This is a genomic window from Bradyrhizobium sp. RDI18 (assembly GCF_043203335.1).
GTDB lineage: Bacteria > Pseudomonadota > Alphaproteobacteria > Rhizobiales > Xanthobacteraceae > Bradyrhizobium > Bradyrhizobium retamae.
Genome location: NZ_JBICRN010000008.1, coordinates 919659 through 941146, shown reverse-complemented (window position 1 = coordinate 941146; position 21488 = coordinate 919659). Strand labels below are relative to the sequence as shown.

General features: G+C 63.2%; 20 protein-coding genes and 1 pseudogene. 8 read left to right on the top strand and 13 right to left on the bottom strand.

The features are described from left to right. Positions 1 to 29 precede the first annotated feature (29 nt). A complete protein-coding gene (locus ACFXS9_RS13285; RefSeq protein WP_392689497.1) occupies positions 30 to 1004 on the top strand; it encodes a quinone oxidoreductase family protein in 975 nt (324 codons plus the stop codon). 136 nt (positions 1005 to 1140) lie between these two features. On the opposite strand, the gene ACFXS9_RS13280 is transcribed toward ACFXS9_RS13285, so the two are convergent. Together ACFXS9_RS13280 and rimO are read right to left on the bottom strand one after the other, a co-directional pair. Beyond that, on the bottom strand, positions 1141 to 2337 hold the full coding sequence (locus ACFXS9_RS13280) for an acetylornithine transaminase (protein ID WP_392689495.1): 1197 nt from the start codon (positions 2335 to 2337) through the stop codon (positions 1141 to 1143). Between the two features lie 244 nt (positions 2338 to 2581). Next, positions 2582 to 3907, bottom strand: coding sequence for a 30S ribosomal protein S12 methylthiotransferase RimO (gene rimO / locus ACFXS9_RS13275; RefSeq protein ID WP_392689493.1), 1326 nt, complete (start codon positions 3905 to 3907; stop codon positions 2582 to 2584). Positions 3908 to 4019: 112 nt separating this feature from the next. On the opposite strand from rimO, the gene ACFXS9_RS13270 reads away from it, so the two are divergent. The 5 genes and pseudogenes from ACFXS9_RS13270 (at position 4020) to ACFXS9_RS13250 (ending at position 9851) form a co-directional block, all read left to right on the top strand. After that, complete coding sequence (locus ACFXS9_RS13270; protein WP_028346026.1) at positions 4020 to 4610, top strand: ANTAR domain-containing response regulator; 591 nt, start codon at positions 4020 to 4022, stop codon at positions 4608 to 4610. After that, positions 4607 to 5773 carry a CmpA/NrtA family ABC transporter substrate-binding protein gene (locus ACFXS9_RS13265; RefSeq protein WP_392689490.1) on the top strand — a complete coding sequence of 389 codons (1167 nt, stop codon included), beginning with the start codon at positions 4607 to 4609 and terminating at the stop codon, positions 5771 to 5773. Before ACFXS9_RS13270 ends, ACFXS9_RS13265 begins: the two co-directional genes overlap by 4 nt. A 352-nt stretch (positions 5774 to 6125) precedes the next feature. After that, positions 6126 to 7926 (top strand): annotated as a pseudogene (locus tag ACFXS9_RS13260) (NirA family protein). After that, a complete protein-coding gene (locus tag ACFXS9_RS13255; protein ID WP_392689488.1) occupies positions 7923 to 9518 on the top strand; it encodes a sulfite reductase subunit alpha in 1596 nt (531 codons plus the stop codon). Before ACFXS9_RS13260 ends, ACFXS9_RS13255 begins: the two are co-directional and overlap by 4 nt. 180 nt (positions 9519 to 9698) lie before the next feature. Continuing rightward, positions 9699 to 9851, top strand: a complete 153-nt coding sequence (locus ACFXS9_RS13250) for a hypothetical protein (protein ID WP_392689486.1) — start codon at positions 9699 to 9701, stop codon at positions 9849 to 9851. 2 nt (positions 9852 to 9853) lie between these two features. Here the strand turns inward: ACFXS9_RS13250 and ACFXS9_RS13245 are convergent, their stop codons facing one another. From ACFXS9_RS13245 to pxpB, 3 genes are read right to left on the bottom strand one after another with little or no spacing between them, the layout of a single operon-like run. Further along, entirely contained in the window at positions 9854 to 10624 is a 771-nt protein-coding gene (locus tag ACFXS9_RS13245) for a LamB/YcsF family protein (protein ID WP_392689484.1), read from the bottom strand. Positions 10625 to 10658: 34 nt separating this feature from the next. Next, the gene (locus tag ACFXS9_RS13240) at positions 10659 to 11714 is read right to left on the bottom strand and encodes a biotin-dependent carboxyltransferase family protein (RefSeq protein WP_392689482.1); all 1056 of its coding nucleotides are present in this window, start codon (positions 11712 to 11714) and stop codon (positions 10659 to 10661) included. Beyond that, positions 11711 to 12442, bottom strand: a complete 732-nt coding sequence (gene pxpB / locus ACFXS9_RS13235; RefSeq protein ID WP_392689480.1) for a 5-oxoprolinase subunit PxpB — start codon at positions 12440 to 12442, stop codon at positions 11711 to 11713. The genes ACFXS9_RS13240 and pxpB overlap by 4 nt, the downstream gene beginning before the upstream one ends. Before the next feature lie 226 nt (positions 12443 to 12668). Between pxpB and ACFXS9_RS13230 the strand changes: the two genes are divergently transcribed. Then, positions 12669 to 13367, top strand: a complete 699-nt coding sequence (locus ACFXS9_RS13230; RefSeq protein ID WP_392689478.1) for a ribonuclease activity regulator RraA — start codon at positions 12669 to 12671, stop codon at positions 13365 to 13367. 23 nt (positions 13368 to 13390) lie between these two features. After that, positions 13391 to 13795 carry a cupin domain-containing protein gene (locus tag ACFXS9_RS13225; RefSeq protein ID WP_057845510.1) on the top strand — a complete coding sequence of 135 codons (405 nt, stop codon included), beginning with the start codon at positions 13391 to 13393 and terminating at the stop codon, positions 13793 to 13795. Between the two features lie 12 nt (positions 13796 to 13807). Here the strand turns inward: ACFXS9_RS13225 and ACFXS9_RS13220 are convergent, their stop codons facing one another. From ACFXS9_RS13220 to ACFXS9_RS13185, 8 genes are all read right to left on the bottom strand, one after another. Then, positions 13808 to 14161, bottom strand: coding sequence for a hypothetical protein (locus tag ACFXS9_RS13220; RefSeq protein ID WP_392689476.1), 354 nt, complete (start codon positions 14159 to 14161; stop codon positions 13808 to 13810). Between the two features lie 140 nt (positions 14162 to 14301). After that, entirely contained in the window at positions 14302 to 15153 is an 852-nt protein-coding gene (locus ACFXS9_RS13215; protein ID WP_392689474.1) for a DUF2147 domain-containing protein, read from the bottom strand. A gap of 309 nt (positions 15154 to 15462) precedes the next feature. Then, entirely contained in the window at positions 15463 to 15888 is a 426-nt protein-coding gene (locus ACFXS9_RS13210) for a hypothetical protein (protein WP_392689472.1), read from the bottom strand. Between the two features lie 116 nt (positions 15889 to 16004). Continuing rightward, on the bottom strand, positions 16005 to 17429 hold the full coding sequence (locus tag ACFXS9_RS13205; RefSeq protein ID WP_392689470.1) for an amidase: 1425 nt from the start codon (positions 17427 to 17429) through the stop codon (positions 16005 to 16007). Between the two features lie 71 nt (positions 17430 to 17500). Further along, a complete protein-coding gene (locus ACFXS9_RS13200) occupies positions 17501 to 18490 on the bottom strand; it encodes a hydroxyacid dehydrogenase (protein WP_392689468.1) in 990 nt (329 codons plus the stop codon). 30 nt (positions 18491 to 18520) lie between these two features. Beyond that, positions 18521 to 19621, bottom strand: a complete 1101-nt coding sequence (locus tag ACFXS9_RS13195; RefSeq protein WP_334362712.1) for a sn-glycerol-3-phosphate ABC transporter ATP-binding protein UgpC — start codon at positions 19619 to 19621, stop codon at positions 18521 to 18523. A 4-nt stretch (positions 19622 to 19625) separates the two neighbouring features. Further along, complete coding sequence (locus ACFXS9_RS13190) at positions 19626 to 20537, bottom strand: carbohydrate ABC transporter permease (protein ID WP_392689465.1); 912 nt, start codon at positions 20535 to 20537, stop codon at positions 19626 to 19628. Continuing rightward, entirely contained in the window at positions 20537 to 21472 is a 936-nt protein-coding gene (locus ACFXS9_RS13185) for a carbohydrate ABC transporter permease (protein ID WP_392689463.1), read from the bottom strand. Before ACFXS9_RS13185 ends, ACFXS9_RS13190 begins: the two co-directional genes overlap by 1 nt. Positions 21473 to 21488 lie beyond the last annotated feature (16 nt).

Here is a 21488-nt window from a genome sequence, read left to right as displayed (position 1 = left end):
TTCCAGGAAATACCGAGGGAGAGACTGTCATGACCAAGGCTGTGCGCGTGCACAAGGTAGGGGGTCCGGAAGCCCTGGTGTATGAAGATGTGGAGGTGCCGGCGCCGGGACCGGGTGAGGTTCGCATCCGTCAGCATGCCGTCGGGTTGAACTTCATTGACGTCTATTTCCGCACCGGCCTCTACAAGGCGCCGGGGCTGCCGTTCATCGCGGGCAACGAGGCCGCCGGCGAGGTCATAGCCGTCGGCCCGGGCGTCACTAATTTTCATCCCGGCGATCGCGTCGCCTATTATTTTACGCTCGGCGGCTATGCCGGCGAGCGCGTGATCCCGGCGGACAAGCTGGTCAAGCTGCCCGACCACATCACCTACGAGCAGGGCGCGGTCCTGATGCTCAAGGGGTTGACCGTCTGGTACCTCCTGCACAAGACCTTCAAGGTCGAGCCTGGCCATCGCGTGCTGATCCATGCCGCCGCGGGCGGCATCGGTCTGTTGGCCTGCCAATGGGCGAAGGCGTTAGGTGCACATGTGATCGGCACCGTGGGCTCCAAGGCGAAGGCCGATCTCGCGCTCTCCAATGGCTGCGACCACGTCATCCTTTACAACGAGGAAGACTTCGTGGCGCGCGTCAAGCAGATCAGCCGCAACGAGCTCTGCGACGTCGTCTATGACGGGGTCGGCAAGACCACCTTCCCGGGCTCGCTGTCGTGCCTGCGGCCCCGCGGTCTGTTCGTGAGCTTCGGCAACGCCTCCGGCCCGGTGCCGCCATTCCCGCTTGCCGAGCTCAACAATCACGGCTCGCTCTTTGCCACCCGGCCCAAGCTCAATGACTATGTCAGCACCCGCAAGGACCTGCTCGAAGGCGCCGACACGCTGTTTGCTGCCGTCATCAACGGCAAGCTCCACGTGCCGATCAACCATGCCTACGCGTTGAAGGACGCGGCGAAGGCACATACCGAGCTCGAGAGCCGGGCGACGACGGGGGCGGCGATCTTAAGGCCGTAAGTCTCCACCGTCATTGCGAGGAGCAAAGCGACGAAGCAATCCATACCTCCGCTTGCGCTGAGATGGATTGCTTCGCGGAGCCTGTCATCCGGCGGCGCTTTGCGTCGACCGGTTGGCTCGCAAATGACGATTGAGGTTACGCCACCCGCCGCGCAGCCCCTGCCTTGACCAAAATCGCATCAAGGCAATCGATCATCAGCGATATCTCCTCGCGCGTGACGTTGAGCGCCGGCATGAAGCGGAGCGCATCGGGCTGCGGCGAGTTGATGAGGACGCCGTCCGCGAACGCTTCCGCTACGATCGACGCGCCGATCGGCAGTTTGAGGTCCAGCGCCAGCAACAGCCCCCGGCCGCGCACCTCGCCGAGCCCGTGACGCGCGGACAGTTTCTGCAGCTCGCTTTCCAAAAACAGGCCGGCATCCGCAGCCGCTTTCAGAAATTCCGGCTTCGAAACCTCCTCAAGCACCGCAAGCCCCGCAGCGCACATCAACGGATTGCCGTTGAACGTGCCGCCCTGGTCGCCATGCTCGAAGCGGGAAGCATGCTCGGTCGCGAGCAGGGCTGCCAGCGGCACACCGCCGCCGATGCCCTTGCCGAGCGTCATGATGTCGGGCTCGATGCCGGCATGCTCGTAGTGGAAGAGTTTTCCGGTTCGGCCCATGCCGGTCTGGATCTCGTCGACGATGAGCAGCAGGCCATGCTCTTTCGTCAGCGCGCGCAATTCCTTCAGGAATTGATCGGTTGCAGGCCAGACACCGGCTTCGCCCTGGATCGGCTCCAGCATCACGGCGACCGTATTGTCCGATATCAGCGCCTCCACCGAATCGAGATCGTTGAGCTTGGCCTTGCGGAAGCCTGACACTTTCGGCTCGAACAGCGGCTCGAACGCCTTCTTGCCCGATGCCGACATGGTTGCGAGCGTGCGGCCGTGAAATCCGCCTTCGAAGGTGATGATTTCGAAGGCGCCGTTCTTGTGTTTGGTGCCGTATTTCCGCGCGAGCTTGATGGCGCCTTCATTGGCCTCCGCGCCCGAATTAGCGAAGAAGACCTGATCGAAGCAGCTCTTCTCGCGAAGTGCTTGCGCGAGCTTCAGGCTGGGGCCGTTGTAGAAGGCGGGGCTTGGCGTCAGCAGCAGTTTTGCCTGCGCGGCAAGCGCCTCGGCGACGACGGGCGGCGAATGGCCGAGGCAGTTGACGGCCCAACCCTGCATGAAATCGAGGTAGCGCTTGCCGGCGTCATCCCAGAGGTATGCGCCCTCGCCGCGAACGAACACGGCCTGCGGGCGGGCGGTGATGTTCATCAGCGCGTCGAACGGATGGGCAGCATGGGTCATGTCGATCTCCTCAGGGGTTTGGGGAAGGGGGCAGGCCGAAACGCAAGAAGGCCGCACTTTTTAGGGTGCGGCCTTCTCGAAAACTTGGCTGAAACTAGCTAATCAGCGTTGTCGTCGGACACGGCGCGACCCATCATCGTCGACAGAGCGACGACGCAGGCAGGCGCGGCGGTTGGTCCGGTTCAGTTTCATGGCGATGGCCCATACAGCCGAACGGTGCGCCATGTCAAGCCGCGTCCGGTGTTCAGAACCCCGCGACGCTGCCGTGCAGGTCATACTGATCCGACCGCTTGATCTTCGCGGTGACGATTTCGCCGACCTTCAGTGGGCGGCGGCTGGAGAGATAGACCGCGCCGTCGATCTGCGGCGCGTCCGCCTTTGAACGGCCCTTTGCGACCGTCGGTCCGACCTCGTCCACGATGATCTGCTGCCTCGTGCCGACCTTGCGCTTGAGGCGGCGCGCGGAGATTTTCTGCTGCCGCGCCATCAGCGCGTTCCAGCGCTCCTGCTTGATCTCGTCGGGCACGGCATTGCCGATCGCGTTGGAGGCGGCGCCCGCGACCGGCTCGTATTTGAAGCAGCCGAGACGATCGATCTCGGCTTCTTCCAGCCAGTCGAGCAAATAGGCAAAATCGGAATCGGTCTCGCCGGGGAAGCCGACGATGAAGGTCGAGCGCAGCGTGAGTTCAGGACAGTCTTCGCGCCACTTCTTGATCCGCGCCAGCGTCTTTTCCTGCGCGGCGGGACGCTTCATGGCTTTGAGGACGTCCGGGCTCGCATGCTGAAAGGGAATATCGAGATAGGGCAGGATCTTGCCTTCGGTCATCAGGCCGATGACTTCGTCGACATGCGGGTAGGGGTAGACATATTGCAGCCGTACCCAGGCGCCGAGATCGCCGAGTTCCTTGGCGAGGTCGAAAAATTTGGCGCGGACCTGGCGGTCCTTCCAGGGGCTTTCGGAATACTTCACGTCGACGCCATAGGCCGACGTGTCCTGCGAGATGACGAGCAATTCCTTGACGCCGGCTTTGACTAGCCGCTCCGCCTCGCGCAGCACGTCATTGGCCGGACGCGACACCAGGTCGCCGCGCAGTTTTGGGATGATGCAAAAGCTGCAGCGGTTGTTGCAGCCTTCGGAAATCTTCAAGTAAGCGTAATGGCGCGGCGTCAGCTTGACGCCCTGCGGCGGTACCAGATCGAGGTGCGGGTTATGGACCGGCGGCAGAGCCCGGTGCACGGCCTCCAGCACGCTTTCATATTGCTGTGGGCCCGATATCGAGAGCACGCCCGGATAGGCGGCCTCGATCTGCTCGGGTTCCGCGCCCATGCAGCCGGTGACGATGACCTTGCCGTTCTCCGCCATCGCCTCGCCGATGGCGCCAAGCGATTCCTGCTTGGCGCTGTCGAGGAAGCCGCAGGTGTTGACGATCACGATGTCGGCGCCGTCATGCTTGCGCGCCAGCTCATAGCCTTCGGCGCGCAGACGGGTGATAATGCGCTCGGAATCCACCAGCGCTTTGGGGCACCCAAGGGAAACAAAGCTGACTTTGGGCGCAGCGGCCTGTTGCATATTTCATCTGCCTGATTGATCGGCACGAGCTAGTCCTAATTGCCCATAATTACAAGGCTTTGCGCCAGCTTCTGACGTGCTATGGATGACCGGCCGGGGCATGAGTTGATCGATGAGCGCTGAGTCGTCGCCGAAAATCGTCATTGTCGACGAAAGTCCGATCCGGGCCGCAATCCTGGAAGAGGGGTTGCGGGAGGCGGGCTTTACCGGCGTTGTGCATATCAGTGAAATGCAGAGCCTGCTGGCGCGAATCTATGCGCTCGATCCGGACGTCATCCTGATCGACCTGGAAAACCCCAGCCGCGACGTGCTGGAACAGATGTTCCAGGTCAGCCGCGCGGTTCGGCGGCCGATCGCGATGTTCGTCGACCAGAGCGATGCGGCCTCGATCCAGGCCTCCGTCGATGCCGGCGTTTCCGCCTACATCGTCGACGGCCTGAAGAAAGAACGGATCAAGCCGATCCTCGACCTCTGCATTTCCCGCTTCAACGCCTTCTCCAAGCTGCAGGACGAACTCGACCGCACCAAGTCGGCGCTCGAGGAGCGCAAGGTGATCGACCGCGCCAAGGGAATCCTGATGAAGGTGAAGGGCCTCACCGAAGAGGAGGCCTATGTGCTGATGCGCTCCACCGCGATGCGCGAGAAGAAGAAAATCGGCGAGATCGCGCAGTCGATCCTGACCGCGTCGGAGCTGCTGAAATGACGACACCGCTGCATATCGGCTTCATTCCCCTGGTCGACGCGGCCGCGCTGATCATCGCCGTCGACAAGGGCTTTACGGCCGCCGAAGGGCTCGACGTCACGCTGGTGCGTGAAGTGTCGTGGTCCAACGTCCGCGACAAGCTCAATATCGGCATGTTCGACGCGGCGCATCTGCTGGCACCGGTGGCGATCGCCTCGAGCCTGGGCTTGGGCCACGTCAAGGTGCCGATCGTTGCGCCATTCAATCTCGGCCTCAATGGCAACGCGATCACTGTATCGCCGGCGCTGCACGCCGCGATCATGAGCGAGATCGACGGCGACCCGCTCGATCCCATGGCCACGGCACTGGCGCTCGCCCGCGTCGTTGCCGCCAGGCGCAAGAGCGGCGCGGAACCGCTGACGTTCGGCATGACGTTTCCGTTCTCCACCCATAACTACCAGCTCCGGTTCTGGATGGCGGCGGGCGGGGTCGATCCCGATGAGGATGTTCGCCTCGTGGTGCTGCCGCCGCCCTACATGGTGGACAGCCTCGCCAATGGCCATGTCGATGCGTTCTGCGTCGGCGCGCCCTGGAACTCGGTCGCGGTCGATCTCGGCGTCGGCCACATCCTGCATTTCGTCTCTGATATTCTGGTGCGCGCGGCCGAAAAGGTTCTCGCGGTCAGGCAAAGCTGGTCGGAAAAGAATCCGAACGCGCTGGCTGCGCTGATCCGGGCGGCTGCCCATGCCGCCGAATACATCGAGGAGCCCGGAAACCGCGCCGAGACCGCCGATGTCCTGGCGCGGCCCGACCGGCTCGGCGTCGGCGCCGAGGTGATCCAACGCACCCTCGACGGCCGACTGAAGATTTCACCGGACGGCCAGCGGCGCGAGAGCGGCCGCTATCTGCTGGTCGGGCGCGAAGGGGCGGGCCGGCCCGATCCGGCGCAGGCCGCCTGGCTTTACGCCCAGATGGTACGCTGGGGACAGACACAGATGCGGCCCGATGCGCTGAAGACCGCCATGGCGGTCTTCAGGCCCGAACTCTACGACGCCGCCATGGGACGTCCGGGGGCGGCTCCCGACGCGCCTGGTGCCATCGGCGCCTTTGCCGGCCCCGCATTCGACCCCGCGGACATCGCCGGACATCTGGCGGCTTTCAAGATCGGGCATTGGAAGCCCTAAGCCAGTCGATTGAAGAAATATTGGGCAATTGTATAGGCCGCCTAGTTCCTAGGCAGAATGCTCAGAAAGCAACTATGAAGCGCGCTTCATAGTTTCGAGTTCCTCGTCGGAACAGACTGAAATTTCGAGATATTCGTCGCGATTGCATCTGGCACGCAACTTGTATGGTGCAGTGCGGTCGGCTCGTCGCAGATGCCTGCTGACCTACGTCCAAGATGGATTTCCGCAGCAACGAAGCTGGTCGGACCGCATACCCAGAATCACAGCCCGGCACCACGCCTGGCCGATTCTCCTGGGCGGCCCATCCCATTCGTTGACGCCACCAACCGTGGCCGCAGGAGCTTCGTCGCGCATGAAAATCGAACCGATCACAGTCGACTTTACCGACGAGCAGAAGCGCTACCTCGAAGGCTTTACCGCAGGCTTGCAGATCAGCCGGGTCGGGCGCGGCATTGGCGGCAGCGCGGGCAAGGCGAATGCCGAACCGATCGGGCCGGATGCTGCGCACATCAAGGCGCAGGACAAGGTGATCGCCGCCGGCAAGAAGCTTGCCGATCCGGAGAAGTTCAAGCGCGAGGAGCATCCGTTCGATGCCTATCCCCGGCTGAAGCAGCAGGCGCTCGACAACGCGCCGCCGAACCCCGCAGATAATTTCCGCTGGCGCTATTACGGCCTGTTCTACGTCGCGCCGGCGCAGGATTCCTACATGTGCCGCCTCAGGATTCCTGAACGGCATCCTGAAGCACTGGCAGTTTTCGGGCCTTGCCGATCTCGCCGAGCGGCTGTGCGGGCCGTTCTGCCACGTCACCACGCGGGCTAACTTGCAGGTGCGCGAAATTCCGCCCAAGCATGCGGTGGCTTTGATCGAGGGCATCCAGGATCTGGGCCTGTGTTCGCGCGGCACCGGCGCGGACAACATCCGCAACGTCACGGGCACGCCGACGGCGGGGATCGACCCGCAGGAACTGATCGACACCCGCGAATATGCCCGCGAGTGGCACTACCACATCCTCAACGATCGCTCGCTGTATGGCTTGCCGCGCAAGTTCAATGTCGCCTTCGACGGCGCCGGCAAGATCGCCGCGCTGGAAGACACCAACGACATCGCGTTCACCGCGGTCGAGGTGAAGGACGGCTTTGGCGCCGAGCCCGGCATCTGGTTTCGCTTAGGGATCGGCGGCATCACGGGTCACAAGGATTTTGCCAAGTATAGCGATATCATTGTGAAGCCGGCCGATGCCACCAGGGTGGCGGATGCCATCGTGCGCATCTTCATCGAACTCGGCGATCGCACCAACCGCAACAAGGCGCGGCTGAAATATGTGCTCGATGGGATGGGGCACGAAAAATTCCACGCGCTGGTCGAGGAGCGGCTCGGCAAGCCCTTCACCCGCGTGCCGTCGGAAGCGCTCGCGCCGCGGCCGGCTTCGGATCGCACGGCGCATATCGGCGTGCACAGGCAGAAGCAGGAGGGGCTGAACTGGATCGGCGTGTCGCTGCCGCTCGGCAAGGTCACCTGCGAGCAGATGCGAGGGCTAGCCAAAATCGCGCAGGATCTTGGCGACGGCGATATCCGCCTGACGGTGTGGCAGAACCTGCTGATTCCGGGCGTGCGCGACGAGAACGTCGAGCTTGCGGTCGCTGCGATCAAGGCGATCGGGCTTGCGGTCGAGGCGTCGCAAATCCGCGCCGGGCTGATCGCCTGCACCGGCAATGCCGGCTGCCGGTTTGCGGCGGCGGATACCAAGCGCCATGCCGCCGAAATCGGCGACTGGTGTGAGCCACGCGTCAACATCGAGACGCCGGTCAACATCCACGTCACCGGCTGCCATCATTCCTGCGCGCAGCACTACATCAGCGATATCGGGCTGATCGCCGCGAAAGTGGATGTTGGCGAAGATGCCGATCCCGTCGAGGGCTATCATCTCTTCACCGGCGGCGGCTTCGGACCCGACGCCGATGTCGGGCAGGAGGTCTATCGCGACGTCAAGGCCGAGGATGCGCCGAGGACGGTCGAGAAATTGCTGAAGGCCTATCTTACGCATCGCGCGTCACCCGATGAGACGTTCCTGACCTTTGCGCGCCGCCATGACGGCGAGACGCTGCGCAAGCTGGCCGATGCCCAAGTCACTGACGCTCAGGTGTCCTCATGAATCAGATCACGCCCCCACCCAAGGTCGAGATCATTCCCTCGAACGCGCCATTCTCCGAAGCGCAGCGCTCCTGGCTGAACGGGTTCTTCGCCGGGCTCCTGTCCGATGCGACGCCGTTGTCGGCCGAGCAAGGCGCTGAAGTCATGCAGGGCGCGGCCGGCGATGGCGATGACGGCGAAGCGCCGTGGCACGACCAGACCATGCCGATCGCCGATCGCATGAAGCTTGCCGAGGGCCGGCCGTTGCGGCGGCGGATGATGGCGGCAATGGCGCAGCAGGATTGCGGCCAATGCGGCTATGACTGCCACAACTATTCGGAAGTGATCGCGAACAAGAGCGAAGCGCGGCTCAACCTCTGCGTCCCCGGCGGCAAGGAAACCGCGCGGATGCTGAAGTCGCTTTATGAGGAGATCGACAAGGCACCGTCATCGGCGCCTGCGGCAGCGGCGGCTGCGGTTGCGCCGACGGCTCCAGGCGAGCCCGGCCGCTCGCGCGACAATCCCGCAAACGCAAAATTCCTGTCGCGGCGACTGCTCAACGGCGAGGGCTCGGAGAAGGAGACCTGGCATATCGAGTTCGATCTCTCCGGATGTGGCCTCGACTATGTCGTGGGTGATTCGTTCGGCATCTTTGCGCGCAACGACATCGGCCTCGTCGACCAGATCATCGCACTTCTGGGCGCATCGCATACAACGGAGGTGAGGGGAAAGACGTTGCGTGAAGTATTGCGCGACGACGTCTCACTGTCGCCTGCGCCGGATTCACTGTTCGAGTTGATCTCGTATCTGACCGGCGGCGCGCTACGCGAGAAAGCTCGCGCGCTGGCGCAGGGCGAAGATCCCGATGGCGACGCGGTGACGCTCGACGTCATGGCGGTATTGCAGAAATTCTCCCGCATCCGTCCGCATCCCGAGGCCTTTGTCGAAGCGCTGGAGCCATTACAGCCGCGGCTTTACTCGATCTCGTCGTCGCACAATGCGACGCCCGGAAAGCTGTCGCTGACGGTCGACTGCGTGCGTTATGTGGTCAACAAGCGTCGTCGTTTGGGACTGGCCTCGACGTTCCTTGCCGAGCGCATCAGTCCCGGCGACGAGGTCAAGGTCTACGTACAGAAGGCCCATGGCTTCGCGCTGCCGCAAGACCCGAAGACCCCAATCATCATGGTCGGCCCTGGGACGGGTATCGCGCCGTTCCGCGCCTTCCTGCTCGATCGCCGCGCCACCGGCGCCCCCGGCAAGAACTGGCTGTTCTTCGGCCATCAGCGCAGCGATTGCGATTTCTTCTATGCCGACGAACTCAATGCGATGAAGACCTCGGGTCTCCTGACGCGGTTGTCGCTGGCGTGGTCGCGCGATGGCAACAAGAAATTTTACGTACAGGACCGCATGCGCGAGGTTGGCCGCGAGGTATGGACCTGGCTTGCCGAAGGCGCCCATGTCTACATCTGCGGCGATGCCAAGCGGATGGCCAAGGACGTCGAGCGCGCGCTGGTCGACATCGCCGCCCAATTCGGCGCCCGAACCACCGACGAGGCCGTCAGCTTCGTCGGGGAACTCAAGAAAAAGGGCCGGTTCCAGCAGGACGTTTACTAATCCGGGCTCCAACCCCACTCAAATCGGCCCGAATAAAATTCTCGCTCTGGTCGGAAAGAAGGGAAATTTCCCCTCGAAATGGAGCGCGCCGGAGCGCCCCCATCGCTATTTCTGCGGATATCTTGCATCCGGACGCGATCGATATTCCATATGCACTCCATGCTGCGTTGGAGATCGACCATGCGCGAACTATCGGCGGAAGCCCGCCTGCACCTTTATGCACGCTCGGTGTCCCGCCGTTCCGGCACCGGCTTTCACACCGCCGCGCTCTACAGCGCGTTCGCGCTCATTGCCGCCATCGTGTTCGGCACGCCGTCGGTCCATCCGTTCTGAGATCAACGCGCCGTCTTGAACGGCGCGACCGTAATCCCCGCATCCTTCAACGCCTGACGAACGCCGCGTGCGATGTCGACTGCACCCGGCGTGTCGCCATGAATGCACACGGTGTCGGTGCGCATCTTGATCACCTTGCCGGTGACCGACACCACCGCGCCGTCCTGCACCATCCGCACCACGCGATCGGCGATTTGTTTCGCATCGTGCAGCACGGCGCCGGGCTTCTTGCGTGACACCAGTGAGCCGTTGTCTTCATAGGCGCGGTCGGCAAACACCTCGTGCACCATCGGCAAATTGGCGGCTTCTCCCGCCTGCACCAGCTTGGAATTAGCGAGCACCACGAAAATCAGATTGGGATCGACCGCCTTGATGCCGTTGGCGATGGCTTTTGCGGTCGTGTCGTCCTCGCAGGCGACGTTGGAGAGCGCGCCATGCGCCTTGACGTGGGTAACCTTGTAACCGGCCGCGGTCGCAATCGCCTGCAGCGCGCCGATCTGGTAGGCGATGAGGTTCTCGATCTCCGAAGACTTGAGGCCCGGGATCGGCCGCCGACCGAAGCCGTGCAGGTCGCGATATCCAGAGTGCGCGCCGACCGAGACGCCGCGCGCTTTCGCCAGTTCGACGGTGCGGCGCATGATGTCGGGATCGCCGGCATGAAAGCCGCAGGCGACGTTCACCGACGTCGCAAGCTCGATCATCGCGGCGTCATTGCCCATTTCCCACGCGCCAAATCCTTCGCCGAGATCGCAATTGAGGTCGATGGTTGTCATGTTGTCCGTCCGCTTCTCGTGAGTGGATTGGTGGTCAGTCCGGGCCGGCTACGTCGGCCAGAGATACTGCGTGCCAGGTTCCTGCATCGACCGCGCTGACGGCGTGCCCTGCGACATTGGCATCGTGCAGCGCGTCGATGTTGAGATCAACGCTCTCGATTGCGCGCAGACGCTCGGGCAGGGTGCGCAACAGTTCCGCAAATTTGCGCGCTTCGGCCTGGGCTTCCGCCATGCTGACGGCGCGAAAGCGAAAGGCGCGCCCGGCGGGGATCTGTGCCAATCGCCCGAGGTCGGCCGAAATCACCGTTGCGATTTTGGGATAGCCGCCGCTGGTGCCGCGATCCGGCATCAGCACGATCGGCTGGCCGTTACCAGGCACCTGCAGGCTGCCGTCGACGGTGCCGTCGGAGACGATGTTATGGCCGTGGAGGTGCTTGAGGGTGGGGCCTTCAAGCCGGTAGCCCATGCGGTCGCTGGTCGCCGATATCTTCCACTCGCTGTCGACAAACAGCTTTTTGGTCTCATCGGTGAATTCATCGTCCTGTGGACCCCAGACTATGCGGATCGGCGCGTCGGTTGCCGCCGGCAATTCGATCCGCCGTTCCGCCGCGCCGCTTGCGGCCTTCGCCGGTAGCTCGTCGCCGGCCTGCAGTGGGCGAGGATAGGGGCTGCCAAGGCCTGCGCGGGCATTGACGGCCAGGCTGCCGAACATCGGCTCGCCGGAAATGCCGCCTTCAATCGCGAGATAGCTGAACGCGCCGCCGCGGGCAAAGCCAAGCGTCAGCGTCTCGCCATCGGCGATGGTTGCGGATGTATCCGATGCCACGGCGCGGCCGGCGATATCGGCATTGCGCGGGGCTCCCGTCAGCGCGACGCGCACCGCGCCGGCGCGCGCGGTAAATTTCGCCCCGAATGGGCCGACTTCGACGGCTGCCGTGAACGGCTCATTGCCAACCAGCGTGTTGGCGGCCGCCAGCGCCAGCCGATCCATTGCGCCACTCGGCACCAGGCCGTAGCGCTGGGCGCCGGGACGTCCGCCGTCCTGTACCGAACTCGCCGGGCCGATCGATGCAACGACGAGCTTGCTCATGAGGCGATCTGCTCGGCAATGAATTCGCCGGCTTCGGCGGCGCGATCCTGTTCCGCAAACGTCTTGGCATCGACGGGCGTGAAGGTGACGTTGTCGCCAGGCTCCAGCAAAAAAATCGGGTCGCGGTGAAGCTGGTAGGTGCGAACGGCCGTTCGTCCCAGAAGGTGCCAACCGCTCGGGCCGGCGAGGCATTGCACGCCGGTCTGCACCCCGCCGATCGAGATGGTGCCGGCCGGCGTCAGCAAACGTGGATTTTGCCGCCGCGGCATATGGAGAGAATCCGCAAGTCCGCTGAGATAGGACCAGCCGGGCGTAAAGCCGATCATCGCGACCCGGTAGTCGCCGGCGACGTGCCGCGCCACGATCTCCTCAGGCGTCGTGTTGAGGGTTTTTGCGACGTCCTCGAGGTCGATGCCGTGCTCGCCGCCATAAACGACCGGAATGCGCCAGCGCCGGGTTTTTGTCGTCGCCGGTACCGGGAGCTGCGCGAGCGCGAGAATCCTTTCACCAAGCCTGCCGAAATCGATCTGGACCGGATCGTAATGGACCAGCAGCGAACGATAGGTCGGCACCGTCTCGGTGACGCCTGCGATCGGCTCAGCAGCCAGCGCGCGGTCGAGCGCCAGCACCCGCCGGTTGGCGGCATCGTCGATGTTGCGGCTGAATTCCACCGTGATGGCGCTGTCGCCGCTCGGCAACAGGCGGGGCGGGGGTAACGTTGCGGCCATGGCCTCTAACTTATCTCGCAGCTCTCGTGCCAGCCTCAACCTCTAGCGTGTTTTGGCCGCGGGTGGAATTCGCATCGCGCGAAATCCGCCAGTAAGTTCAATAAATTAATCTGCAGTCCGACGATAAGATGTTATGATCGCGCTTCTTCCCACCGACCCTTGACGCGATGTCTGCGCTTCGCAAGATGCGCAACCTTTCAACTATCCTCCGGAGCCTGCATTCCAGATGTCCCTGTCCCCCGAAGCCATCGCAACCCTGTCCGGCGTCTCGACCGCCACCATCACCACCGTGCTGCTCAAGAAGGGCCTGCGAAACGTCTGGATGCGCGGCACCAAGCCGCTGCGGCCGGGGCAGCCGCGGTTGGTCGGTCCGGCCTTCACGCTGCGCTTCGTGCCCGCGCGCGAAGATCTCGCCACACCAGAATCCTGGTCCTCGCCGATTTCGACCCGCACCGCGATTGAAGCCATGCCGAAAGGCTGCATCGCCGTGGTCGATGCCATGGGCGTCTCCGATGCCGGCATCTTCGGTGACATCCTCTGTGCCCGCATGGTCAAGCGCGGGGTTGCGGCGTTGATCACCGATGGTGTGGTGCGCGATGTCGAAGGCGTGCTCGGCACCAATCTCCCGGTCTGGTGCGACGGCTTCGCCGCGCCGCCTTCCGTGGCGGGGCTTACCTTCGTGGGCTGGGGCGAGCCGATCGGCTGCGGCGGAGTCGCGGTGTTCCCGAACGACATCGTCGTCGCCGACCAGGACGGCGCCGTCCTGATCCCGCACGCCCTGCTCGACCACGTGCTGGCCGAAGGGCCGGAGCAGGAACGAATGGAAGCCTGGATCGTCAACGAGGTGAACAACGGCGCGGCATTGCCCGGCCTCTATCCGATGAACGCCGAGACCAAGGCGCGCTACGCCGCGACGAAGACATAACTTCAACAGGCAGAGGCAACCCCATGGAAATCCATCTCGCGGGCTCCCGGCCGACGCGCCGGGCGCCGACCGAATATTTCACCGGCACGGTGCTGCAGGATCCGATCATCCAGACCGAGGCGCCGGCACGGCTGGCCTCGACGCGCGTCTCCTTTGAACCCGGCGCGCGCACGGCGTGGCATACGCATCCGCTGGGTCAGACGCTCTACGTCATCTCGGGGGTCGGACGGGTGCAGGCCAAAGGCGGGCCGATCAGGGAAATTCGTCCCGGTGATGTCGTCTGGATTCCGCCCGGCGAGAAGCACTGGCATGGCGCTTCGCCGACCAACGCGATGACCCACATCGCCATGCAGGAAGCGCTCGACGGTAGCTACGTGACCTGGATGGAGCACGTGACCGACGCGGAATATTCCGAGAAGGTCGGCTGAGTTCCTGCCGCTTCACATCCGCTGCGCGGTCCAGGTGCCGGAGCACAGGGCCGCGCGCCATGTGCCCGATCCTGACGTGCCTGTGAGAACGCCGGAGCCGACCGCGCGCTTCATACCGCTCGCAAGGGTCACGCGGATGGCGCCGGCCTCCGCTACGCGGCCGGAGGCCGTGATAGCCGCGTTGTGCGAGGCGATCTGACCATTGTTGATTCCGATCGAGACCGAGGCGACGCTGCTGCAGGCGGCGTTCGACGAAGCGATCTGCACATTCCAGTCGCCGTCGAATGTTGCTGCTGCAGATGGCGTCGCAAAGCCCAGTGCAGCAAGCAGCGAAACGGCGACCACGGATTTCCGAGACTTTACCATGACGAGCCCCTTTGATTTGGACCCGATCACGATCTCACAGCGGTTCCATGACGACTGTGATTGCCATCACGCGTCAATATCCATGAAGAAGCCCCGCGCAGAGGCGGGGTTTCGGTCGAATACGCAGCAGCGCCTGCTAGTCAGTTGACGCGGGTCCAGGTCTGGCCGCCGCAGAACATGCCGCCGAAGGCGCAGCCCTGAACGCGCAGACTGTCGGTGCCCTTGAGCGCGATCGTCGAATCGTAGGTGCTGCCGGTGTTCGGATCGAAAATCCGGCCGCTCCACTTATCCTTGCCGGGCTTCATGTTGATTAGGACCTGCTCGCCGTTCTGGTTCGACTTCTTGTCGACGGAGTAGCCGCAGAGATTGGGGCCGCACGGTTCGATCCGCACCTTGCCTTCCTTCTCCTCGGTCAGCCAAACGCCGAGCGGTGAGTTCGCAGGCGGCGCCTCCGAAGCTGCCGGAGCCGCGGCCTGTTTCTGTTGCGGTGGCGGTGGCGCCGGCGCGGCAACGGGAGCTGCTGGCGGGACTGCCGGCGCGGCGTTCTGTTGCACTGGGGGAGCAGCGGGCGCTGCCGCCGCAGGCGCGACGGCGTCAGCCGGTGCAACGGGTGCCGTCGTGCTCGACGGCGCTGCCGTTGCCGCTGCGGGAGCGGCCGGAGCAGGGGCAGCAGGTGCCGGCGCAGTCGCAGGGGCAGCCGCTTGCTCCGCTGGTGCCGGCGCGGCCGGCGCTGGCGCAGTCTCGGGTGCGGCCTGCGGGGAAGTCTTTGCCTGCGGCGGAGCCTTCCTGGTCGGACGATCAAGATCGCCTTCCTCGCCACGCGCACGTTTGGTCTTCTTGCCGGTATTGTCGTAGACGCCGGGAATAGAAACGGTGCCGCGATCGGGATCGATCGTAATGGTGCGGCCACCATACTCGAAAGTGTACTGCGCCTGTGCAGCGGTGACGGTGCCAGCCAGCAAGAGCGCGGCGATAGCGAGGCACTTCTTCATTATAACGACCTCCTGAACAGGGAATCCGGATTCCCGCAGCTACTACGCAGCGGCAGCTTCACTCAACGTGATCCAGATCACTTTCAAACTATAAGTCGTGTACTAGCCGCTTTGGTTCAATTCGACCGCGGCAGTCTAAATTGCGCCCAATGGACGGTCAATTTCCTCAGAAAACACGTTCGTCCAACCGAGAATCAATCGAGCCGAGCGGCATTAATTAGATGATACTCATCCTGCGCCATGCCGGTGTCGATCTGGCCAAGAAGGATTTCCTGGGGCCGCCGAGATAGCCGTCAACAATAGCGGAAGTTACGCCTCGCCGTTGTCCTTGCGGGCCAGATTCGCCGCGGTGTTACGCCCGGTCATCTCGCTCTTGAATTGCTCGAAGCGTCGGCGCGCGTCGCTTTCGCGATCGTCCACCATCTGGATCGCGGATTCTCTCGACATCGGCCCGGTGACGATCGGCGTGGAATTCTCTCCGATGGTCTCGTCGACATAATACTCGCCATTGTCGAGGCGGACCGTCCATTTGAAACGGATCGCGATCATCGGACCGGGTCCGAACTTGCAGTAACCATGAGCCTCGATGGGCGGAGGCGGCGTGGGGATGGGCGGAGGGGCCACGGGCATCCGCTCCGCAGCCGCGGGGTTTTCGGGTTCGCGACGGCTTGCCGGCGGGTCAAGGATGCTGGCGATGGTCGCCAGGGCGTTGTCGGTCGGGTCGCTTTGGGTCACGATTCAGCCTCCGGATCGAGCCCGTTTGCGGAATCAGTATCCGTCGCCGCCCACGGCCCTTTCCTTGCTTCCGAATAAAGCCAGGCTTTGTCAATCCGTGGCTTTTTGGGGCGTAGTTAAGCGCGCACTGGCGGTAATTTGTTCTTCCAGGGCCGGACCTGTTCGAGCTGGCCGGCTAGCCGGAACAGAGTGGCCTCGTCGCCGAACCTGGCCGAAAACATCATGCCAAGCGGCAATGCGGCCTTGCTCCAGGTCAGTGGCACCGACATCGCCGGCTGCCCGGACATGTTGAACATGGAGGTGCCGGGCATGTAGCGGCGCAGGATCGGAGCAATGTGCGACAGGTCGTTTGACATGGTGTTGAGTTCGCCGATGCGCAGCGGCGGCGCGCATAACGTCGGGCACAGGAAGACGTCGCAGCTCTCGAAGAAGGTCGCCAGTGAGCGGGAAATCTGGAAGGCGGCGAGCTGGGCCGCCACATAGTCGGTCGCCGAGGTCCTCGTTGCGTTGCGCGAATGCGCCAGCGTCAATATCTCGAGATCATTATCCGTCATCTCTCGCCCGAGCCGCTGCTCGATCAAACGAACCGTCAGTGCGGTGTTTCCGCCGACGATGGTGGTCATGACCGCGGCTGGATCGGCGGCAAGCGCCGGCGCCCGTTCCTCGACGTGATGGCCGAGCCCCGCCAGAAGGCTTGCGATCTCACGCACGGCTGCCGCGATTTCCGGATCGATGGCATCGCCATACGGCGATTTATCGGTGAACGAGATACGGAGCTTGCCTGGGTCGCGGCCGACTTCCTGCGAAAACGGCCGCTCCGGCGGCGGCGCGACATAGGGGCTCGACGGCTCCGGACCGTGGATCGCGTCCATCATCACCGCGCTATCGCGCACGCTGATGCTCACGACATGGCCGCAGGAAAATCCGGCCCAGCCTTCGCCGCGATCAGGACCGAGCGGATTGCGCGCCCGGGTCGGCTTCAGGCCGAACACGCCGGAAGCGGAGGCGGGGATGCGGATCGAGCCGCCGCCATCGCTGGCGTGCGCGACGGGCAGGATGCGAGCGGCAACCGCCGCCGCGGCGCCGCCGGACGATCCGCCGGAAGAATGCTCCAGATTCCAGGGATTGCGGGTCGGCCCGAACAGGCGCGACTCCGTCGTCGGCATCAAGCCGAATTCGGGACTGGAGCTCTTGCCGAAGATGGATACGCCGGTTTCGAGGAAACGCCGCGCCAGCGTCCCGGTATGGTCAGCCACGAAATCCTTCAGGACCGTGGCGCCTGAGGTCGTGCGCGTGCCTTCCAGGAGGTCGAGGTCCTTCAGCAGAAATGGCACGCCGGTAAAGGGACCGTCGGGCAGGCCGTGTTCGATCTGACGCTCGGCATACTCGTAATGCTTGACGACCACCGCGTTGATCTGCGGATCGACCTTTGCCGTGCGAGCGATGGCCTCGTCGAGCAATTCCTTGGCCGAGACCTCCTTCTTCCGAACCAGTTCGGCAAGGCCGACCGCGTCGTAATCGCCGTATTCCTTGAAGGCCATGCACACACCTCGCTTGCCGGCCGGCCGGCCGATAGACCGGCCATCCCTGGGGCCATTTACTGCGGACGATCTTAGCCGAGCACTTCCTGATTAATCACGTTCTGGCGCAAGGGATCGCCGTCCAATACGCTCAGAATGTTGCGGGCGGTCTGCTCGCTCATCCGGTCCACGGCTTCCACCGTGACGCCGGCGACATGCGGCGCCATGATGACGTTCGGCAGGGCGAGTAACGGCTGACCGGCCGGCGGCGGCTCCTGCTCGAAAACGTCGAGGCCCGCGCCGGCAAGCTTGCCGGACACCAGCGCGTCGTGCAGCGCGGCCTCGTCGACGATTCCGCCGCGCGCCGTGTTGATCAGATAGGCTGACGGCTGCATTCGGTTCAGCCTGTCGGCATTGAACATGCCGACCGTCTCCGGGTTCTTGGGGCAATGGATGCTGACGAAGTCGGCGCGCGGCAGTGCCGCGTTGAGGTCGGCGATCGGTTCGCAACCGGCGGCCTTGATGTCGGCGGGGTGCTTATAGGGGTCGAAAACCAGGACGTTCATTTCCATCGCGAGGCAGCGCTTGGCCGTGCGCGTGCCGATGCGCCCGAAACCGACGATCAGGACGGTCTTGCCGAACAGGTCGTAGGGCAGCATCCCGAGCCTATCAGCCCATTTGTCGTCCCTGACCAGCGAATGCATTTCCGTTGCGCGCTTGGCGAGCGTGAGCATCATGAACAGCGCGTGTTCGGCAACCGATGGCGAATTGGCGGTGCCCGCCACCATCAGCGGCACCTTGCGGCGGCTCAGCGCGGGGACGTCGACGGCGTCGAATCCGACACCGATCCGCGTCACCACCAGCATGTCTTTCGAGGCTTCCAACTCGGGCTCGCCGAAGCGGGTGGCGCCAAGGGCGACACCGTGCACCGGCGCATGCTCCTTCAGCTTGGCTTCGAAATCCTTCTGCGAAATCATGTTGGGAAATTCGACGAGTTCGATGTCGTCTCGCGCGTGAAGCAGCGCTCTTCCCTGCTGCGACATCGATTCCGTAATGAAGATTTTCTTCTTGTTGGTAGTCATTTCCTGCCCTTAGATCACGCAATTGCGCCGTCAAAGGACGACGCCGGTCACCTCGTTTAGCAGGTGCATATTGTTGAGGTCCACAGCCAATCGGAGGGGCGCGCCGTCCTGCGCGCCGGCATTGGGATTGACCCGGCCGCAGACCTGCGAGCCTTCCAGCGTAAAATAAATCAGCGTTTCCATTCCCATCGGCTCGGTGACGTCGAGCACGGTGTCGAAGGCCTCCACGCCGGGTGCAAGATGCGGCCGAGCCTCGGTGATATGCTCGGGCCGCAGCCCCAGCAGCAATTTGTCGGTGCGCGGAATGCCCTGATATCGGGCGGCGCGGGCCGGCGGCAGCGGGAAGGCGATCCGGTCGGTCAACCGGATGTGCAACTTGCCGGCGAGATCCTCCAACCGGCACGGGATGAAATTCATCGCCGGCGAACCGATGAAGCTGGCGACGAATTTCGTCGCCGGCTTGTGATAGAGCTCGTTCGGCGTGCCGATCTGCTCGATCCGGCCATGGTTCATCACCACCACTCGGTCGGCCAGCGTCATGGCCTCCACCTGGTCGTGGGTCACGTAGACCGTCGTGGTGCGAACCTTCTGGTGCACCTTCTTGATCTCGATCCGCATCTGCACGCGCAGCTTGGCGTCGAGGTTGGACAACGGCTCGTCGAACAGAAACACCTTTGGGTTACGCACGATGGCGCGGCCCATGGCGACGCGCTGGCGCTGACCGCCGGACAATTGCTTCGGCTTGCGGTCGACCAGCTCGACGATGTCGAGCATGCGCGCGGCCTCGTCGATACGGCTCTTGATCTCGGCCTTCGGGTAGCGCTTCAGCCGCAATCCGAACGACATGTTCTCCGCAACCGTCATGTGCGGGTAGAGCGCGTAGTTCTGAAACACCATCGCGATATCGCGATCCTTCGGCGGCACGTCGTTGACGATGTCGCCGCCGATCATGATGTCGCCGTCGGAGATATCTTCCAGGCCGGCGATCATCCGCAGCGTTGTCGACTTTCCGCAGCCCGATGGTCCGACCAGCACCACGAACTCATGGTCCGCAATGTCGAGGTCGATGCCGCGCACCGCCTCGACCTCGTCATAGCGCTTCACAACCTTACGCAGCGTCACGTCAGCCATGAGATCAACCCTTTGTCGCACCGGCGGTCAGGCCGGCAATGTAATAGTCCATCAGGAATGCGTAGATGATGAGCGGCGGCGCTGCGCCGAGCAGGGCGCCGGTCATGATCTGCCCCCAGTTGAACACGTCACCCTTGATCAGCGTGGTGATGATCCCAACCGGCATCACAAGTTGATCGGTCGACGTCGTGAACACCAGCGGATAGAGGAATTGCGCCCAGGAGACAGTGAAGGCAAAGATGGTCGCCGCGATGATGCCGGGAAAGGCAACCGGAATGAATATCCGCGTCAGCGTCTGGATCCATGAGGCGCCGTCGATCACGGCCGCTTCATCCAGCTCCTTCGGGATCGACGCGAAGTAGCCAATCATGATCCACGTGCAGAACGGCACCGTGAGCGTCGGATAGAGAATCAGCAGCACGTACCATCTGTTGATGAGCTGGATGCCGGTCCAGTCGCCGATCACCGCGAACATCTTGAAAAGCGGAATGAAGAGCAGTGTCTCGGGAATGAGATAGGTCAGGAACACGCCCGTCGCGAGCGTTGCCGAACCCCAGAACCGCATTCGCGCCAGGGCGAAAGCCGCCGGCACCGATATCAGCATGGTGATGGTGACGACGAAGATGGAGACGATCGCCGAGTTCCAGAAGAAGCGCAGAAACTGGTTCGAGGTCAGCAGACCGACATAGTTCTCGAGCGTTGGGTGGAACACCCACCACGGATTGGTCGCCGCCGAAATCTCCGCGCTGCTCTTCAATGACGTGATGAGCATGTAGATCGGCGGCGTCAGTGAGAAGATCGCGAAGATCACCAGAAAGAAATACGACCAGCGCAGCGCCCAGGCCCGGTCGCGGCTCATGCTGCCGTACTTGACCTTGCGGGTCGGCGCGGCCTTGTCGATTGTTACCGTGGTCATCAGGCTTCGTTCCCGCGTTTGTTGATGTCGCGCAGGATGAAAATCGCTGCGATCGCCAGGATCGGCACCATGAAGAGGGAGACGCTGGCGCCCAGCGGTATATCGCTGCCCTCGATTCCGATGCGGAACGCCCACGTCGCGAAGATATGGGTGTGATCGAGCGGGCCGCCCGCGGTCAGGATGCGTACGATGTCAAAATTGGCGAACGTCACGATCAGCGAGAACAGCGTCGTAATCGCGATGATGTTTCGCATCATCGGCAGCGTGACGTACCAGATGCGTTGCCACCAATTGGCGCCGTCGATGGCAGCGGCCTCGTAAAGCTGTTCCGGCACGGATTTCAGCGCCGCCAGATACATGATCATGAAGAACGGCGCGCCGACCCAGATGTTGACGAGAATGACCGAGAAGCGCGCCCACATGGCATCGCCGGTCCATGGGATCGGCCCGATTCCGAAGAACGAGAGCGTGTAGTTGAAAGCGCTGTAGGAGGGATCGAACAGCCACAGCCAAGCGAGCGTGCTCATCGCCGGCGGAATCACCCACGGCACCAGCAGCATGCCGCGCCATTTGCGCTGGCCCTTGGCCGGAATGTTGTGAACGAAATGCGCAATGATAAAGCCCAGCAGCGCCTTGAAGATGACGGCCGTGATCGCGAAGATGCAGGACTGCTTGACGACGAGCCAGAACGTCTCGCGCCTGAACAGGAATTCGAAATTGCTGAGCGCGACGAAGCGCTGCATCGACTTGTTCAAGGTCGCCAGGTGCAGCGCGTAGAATGCCGGATAGATCACGAGAGTCGCGATCAGGAGGATCAGCGGCAGCGTCATCAGGAACGCCACTGTCGATTTGCGCCTGAGCATTTTGTGCAGGCTGGAGCGCTTGCGCGCGGCTTGTGCGGCGCCCCGGTTCGGCTGCAATGCGACGTCAGCCATGGTGTGCTTTCATCCC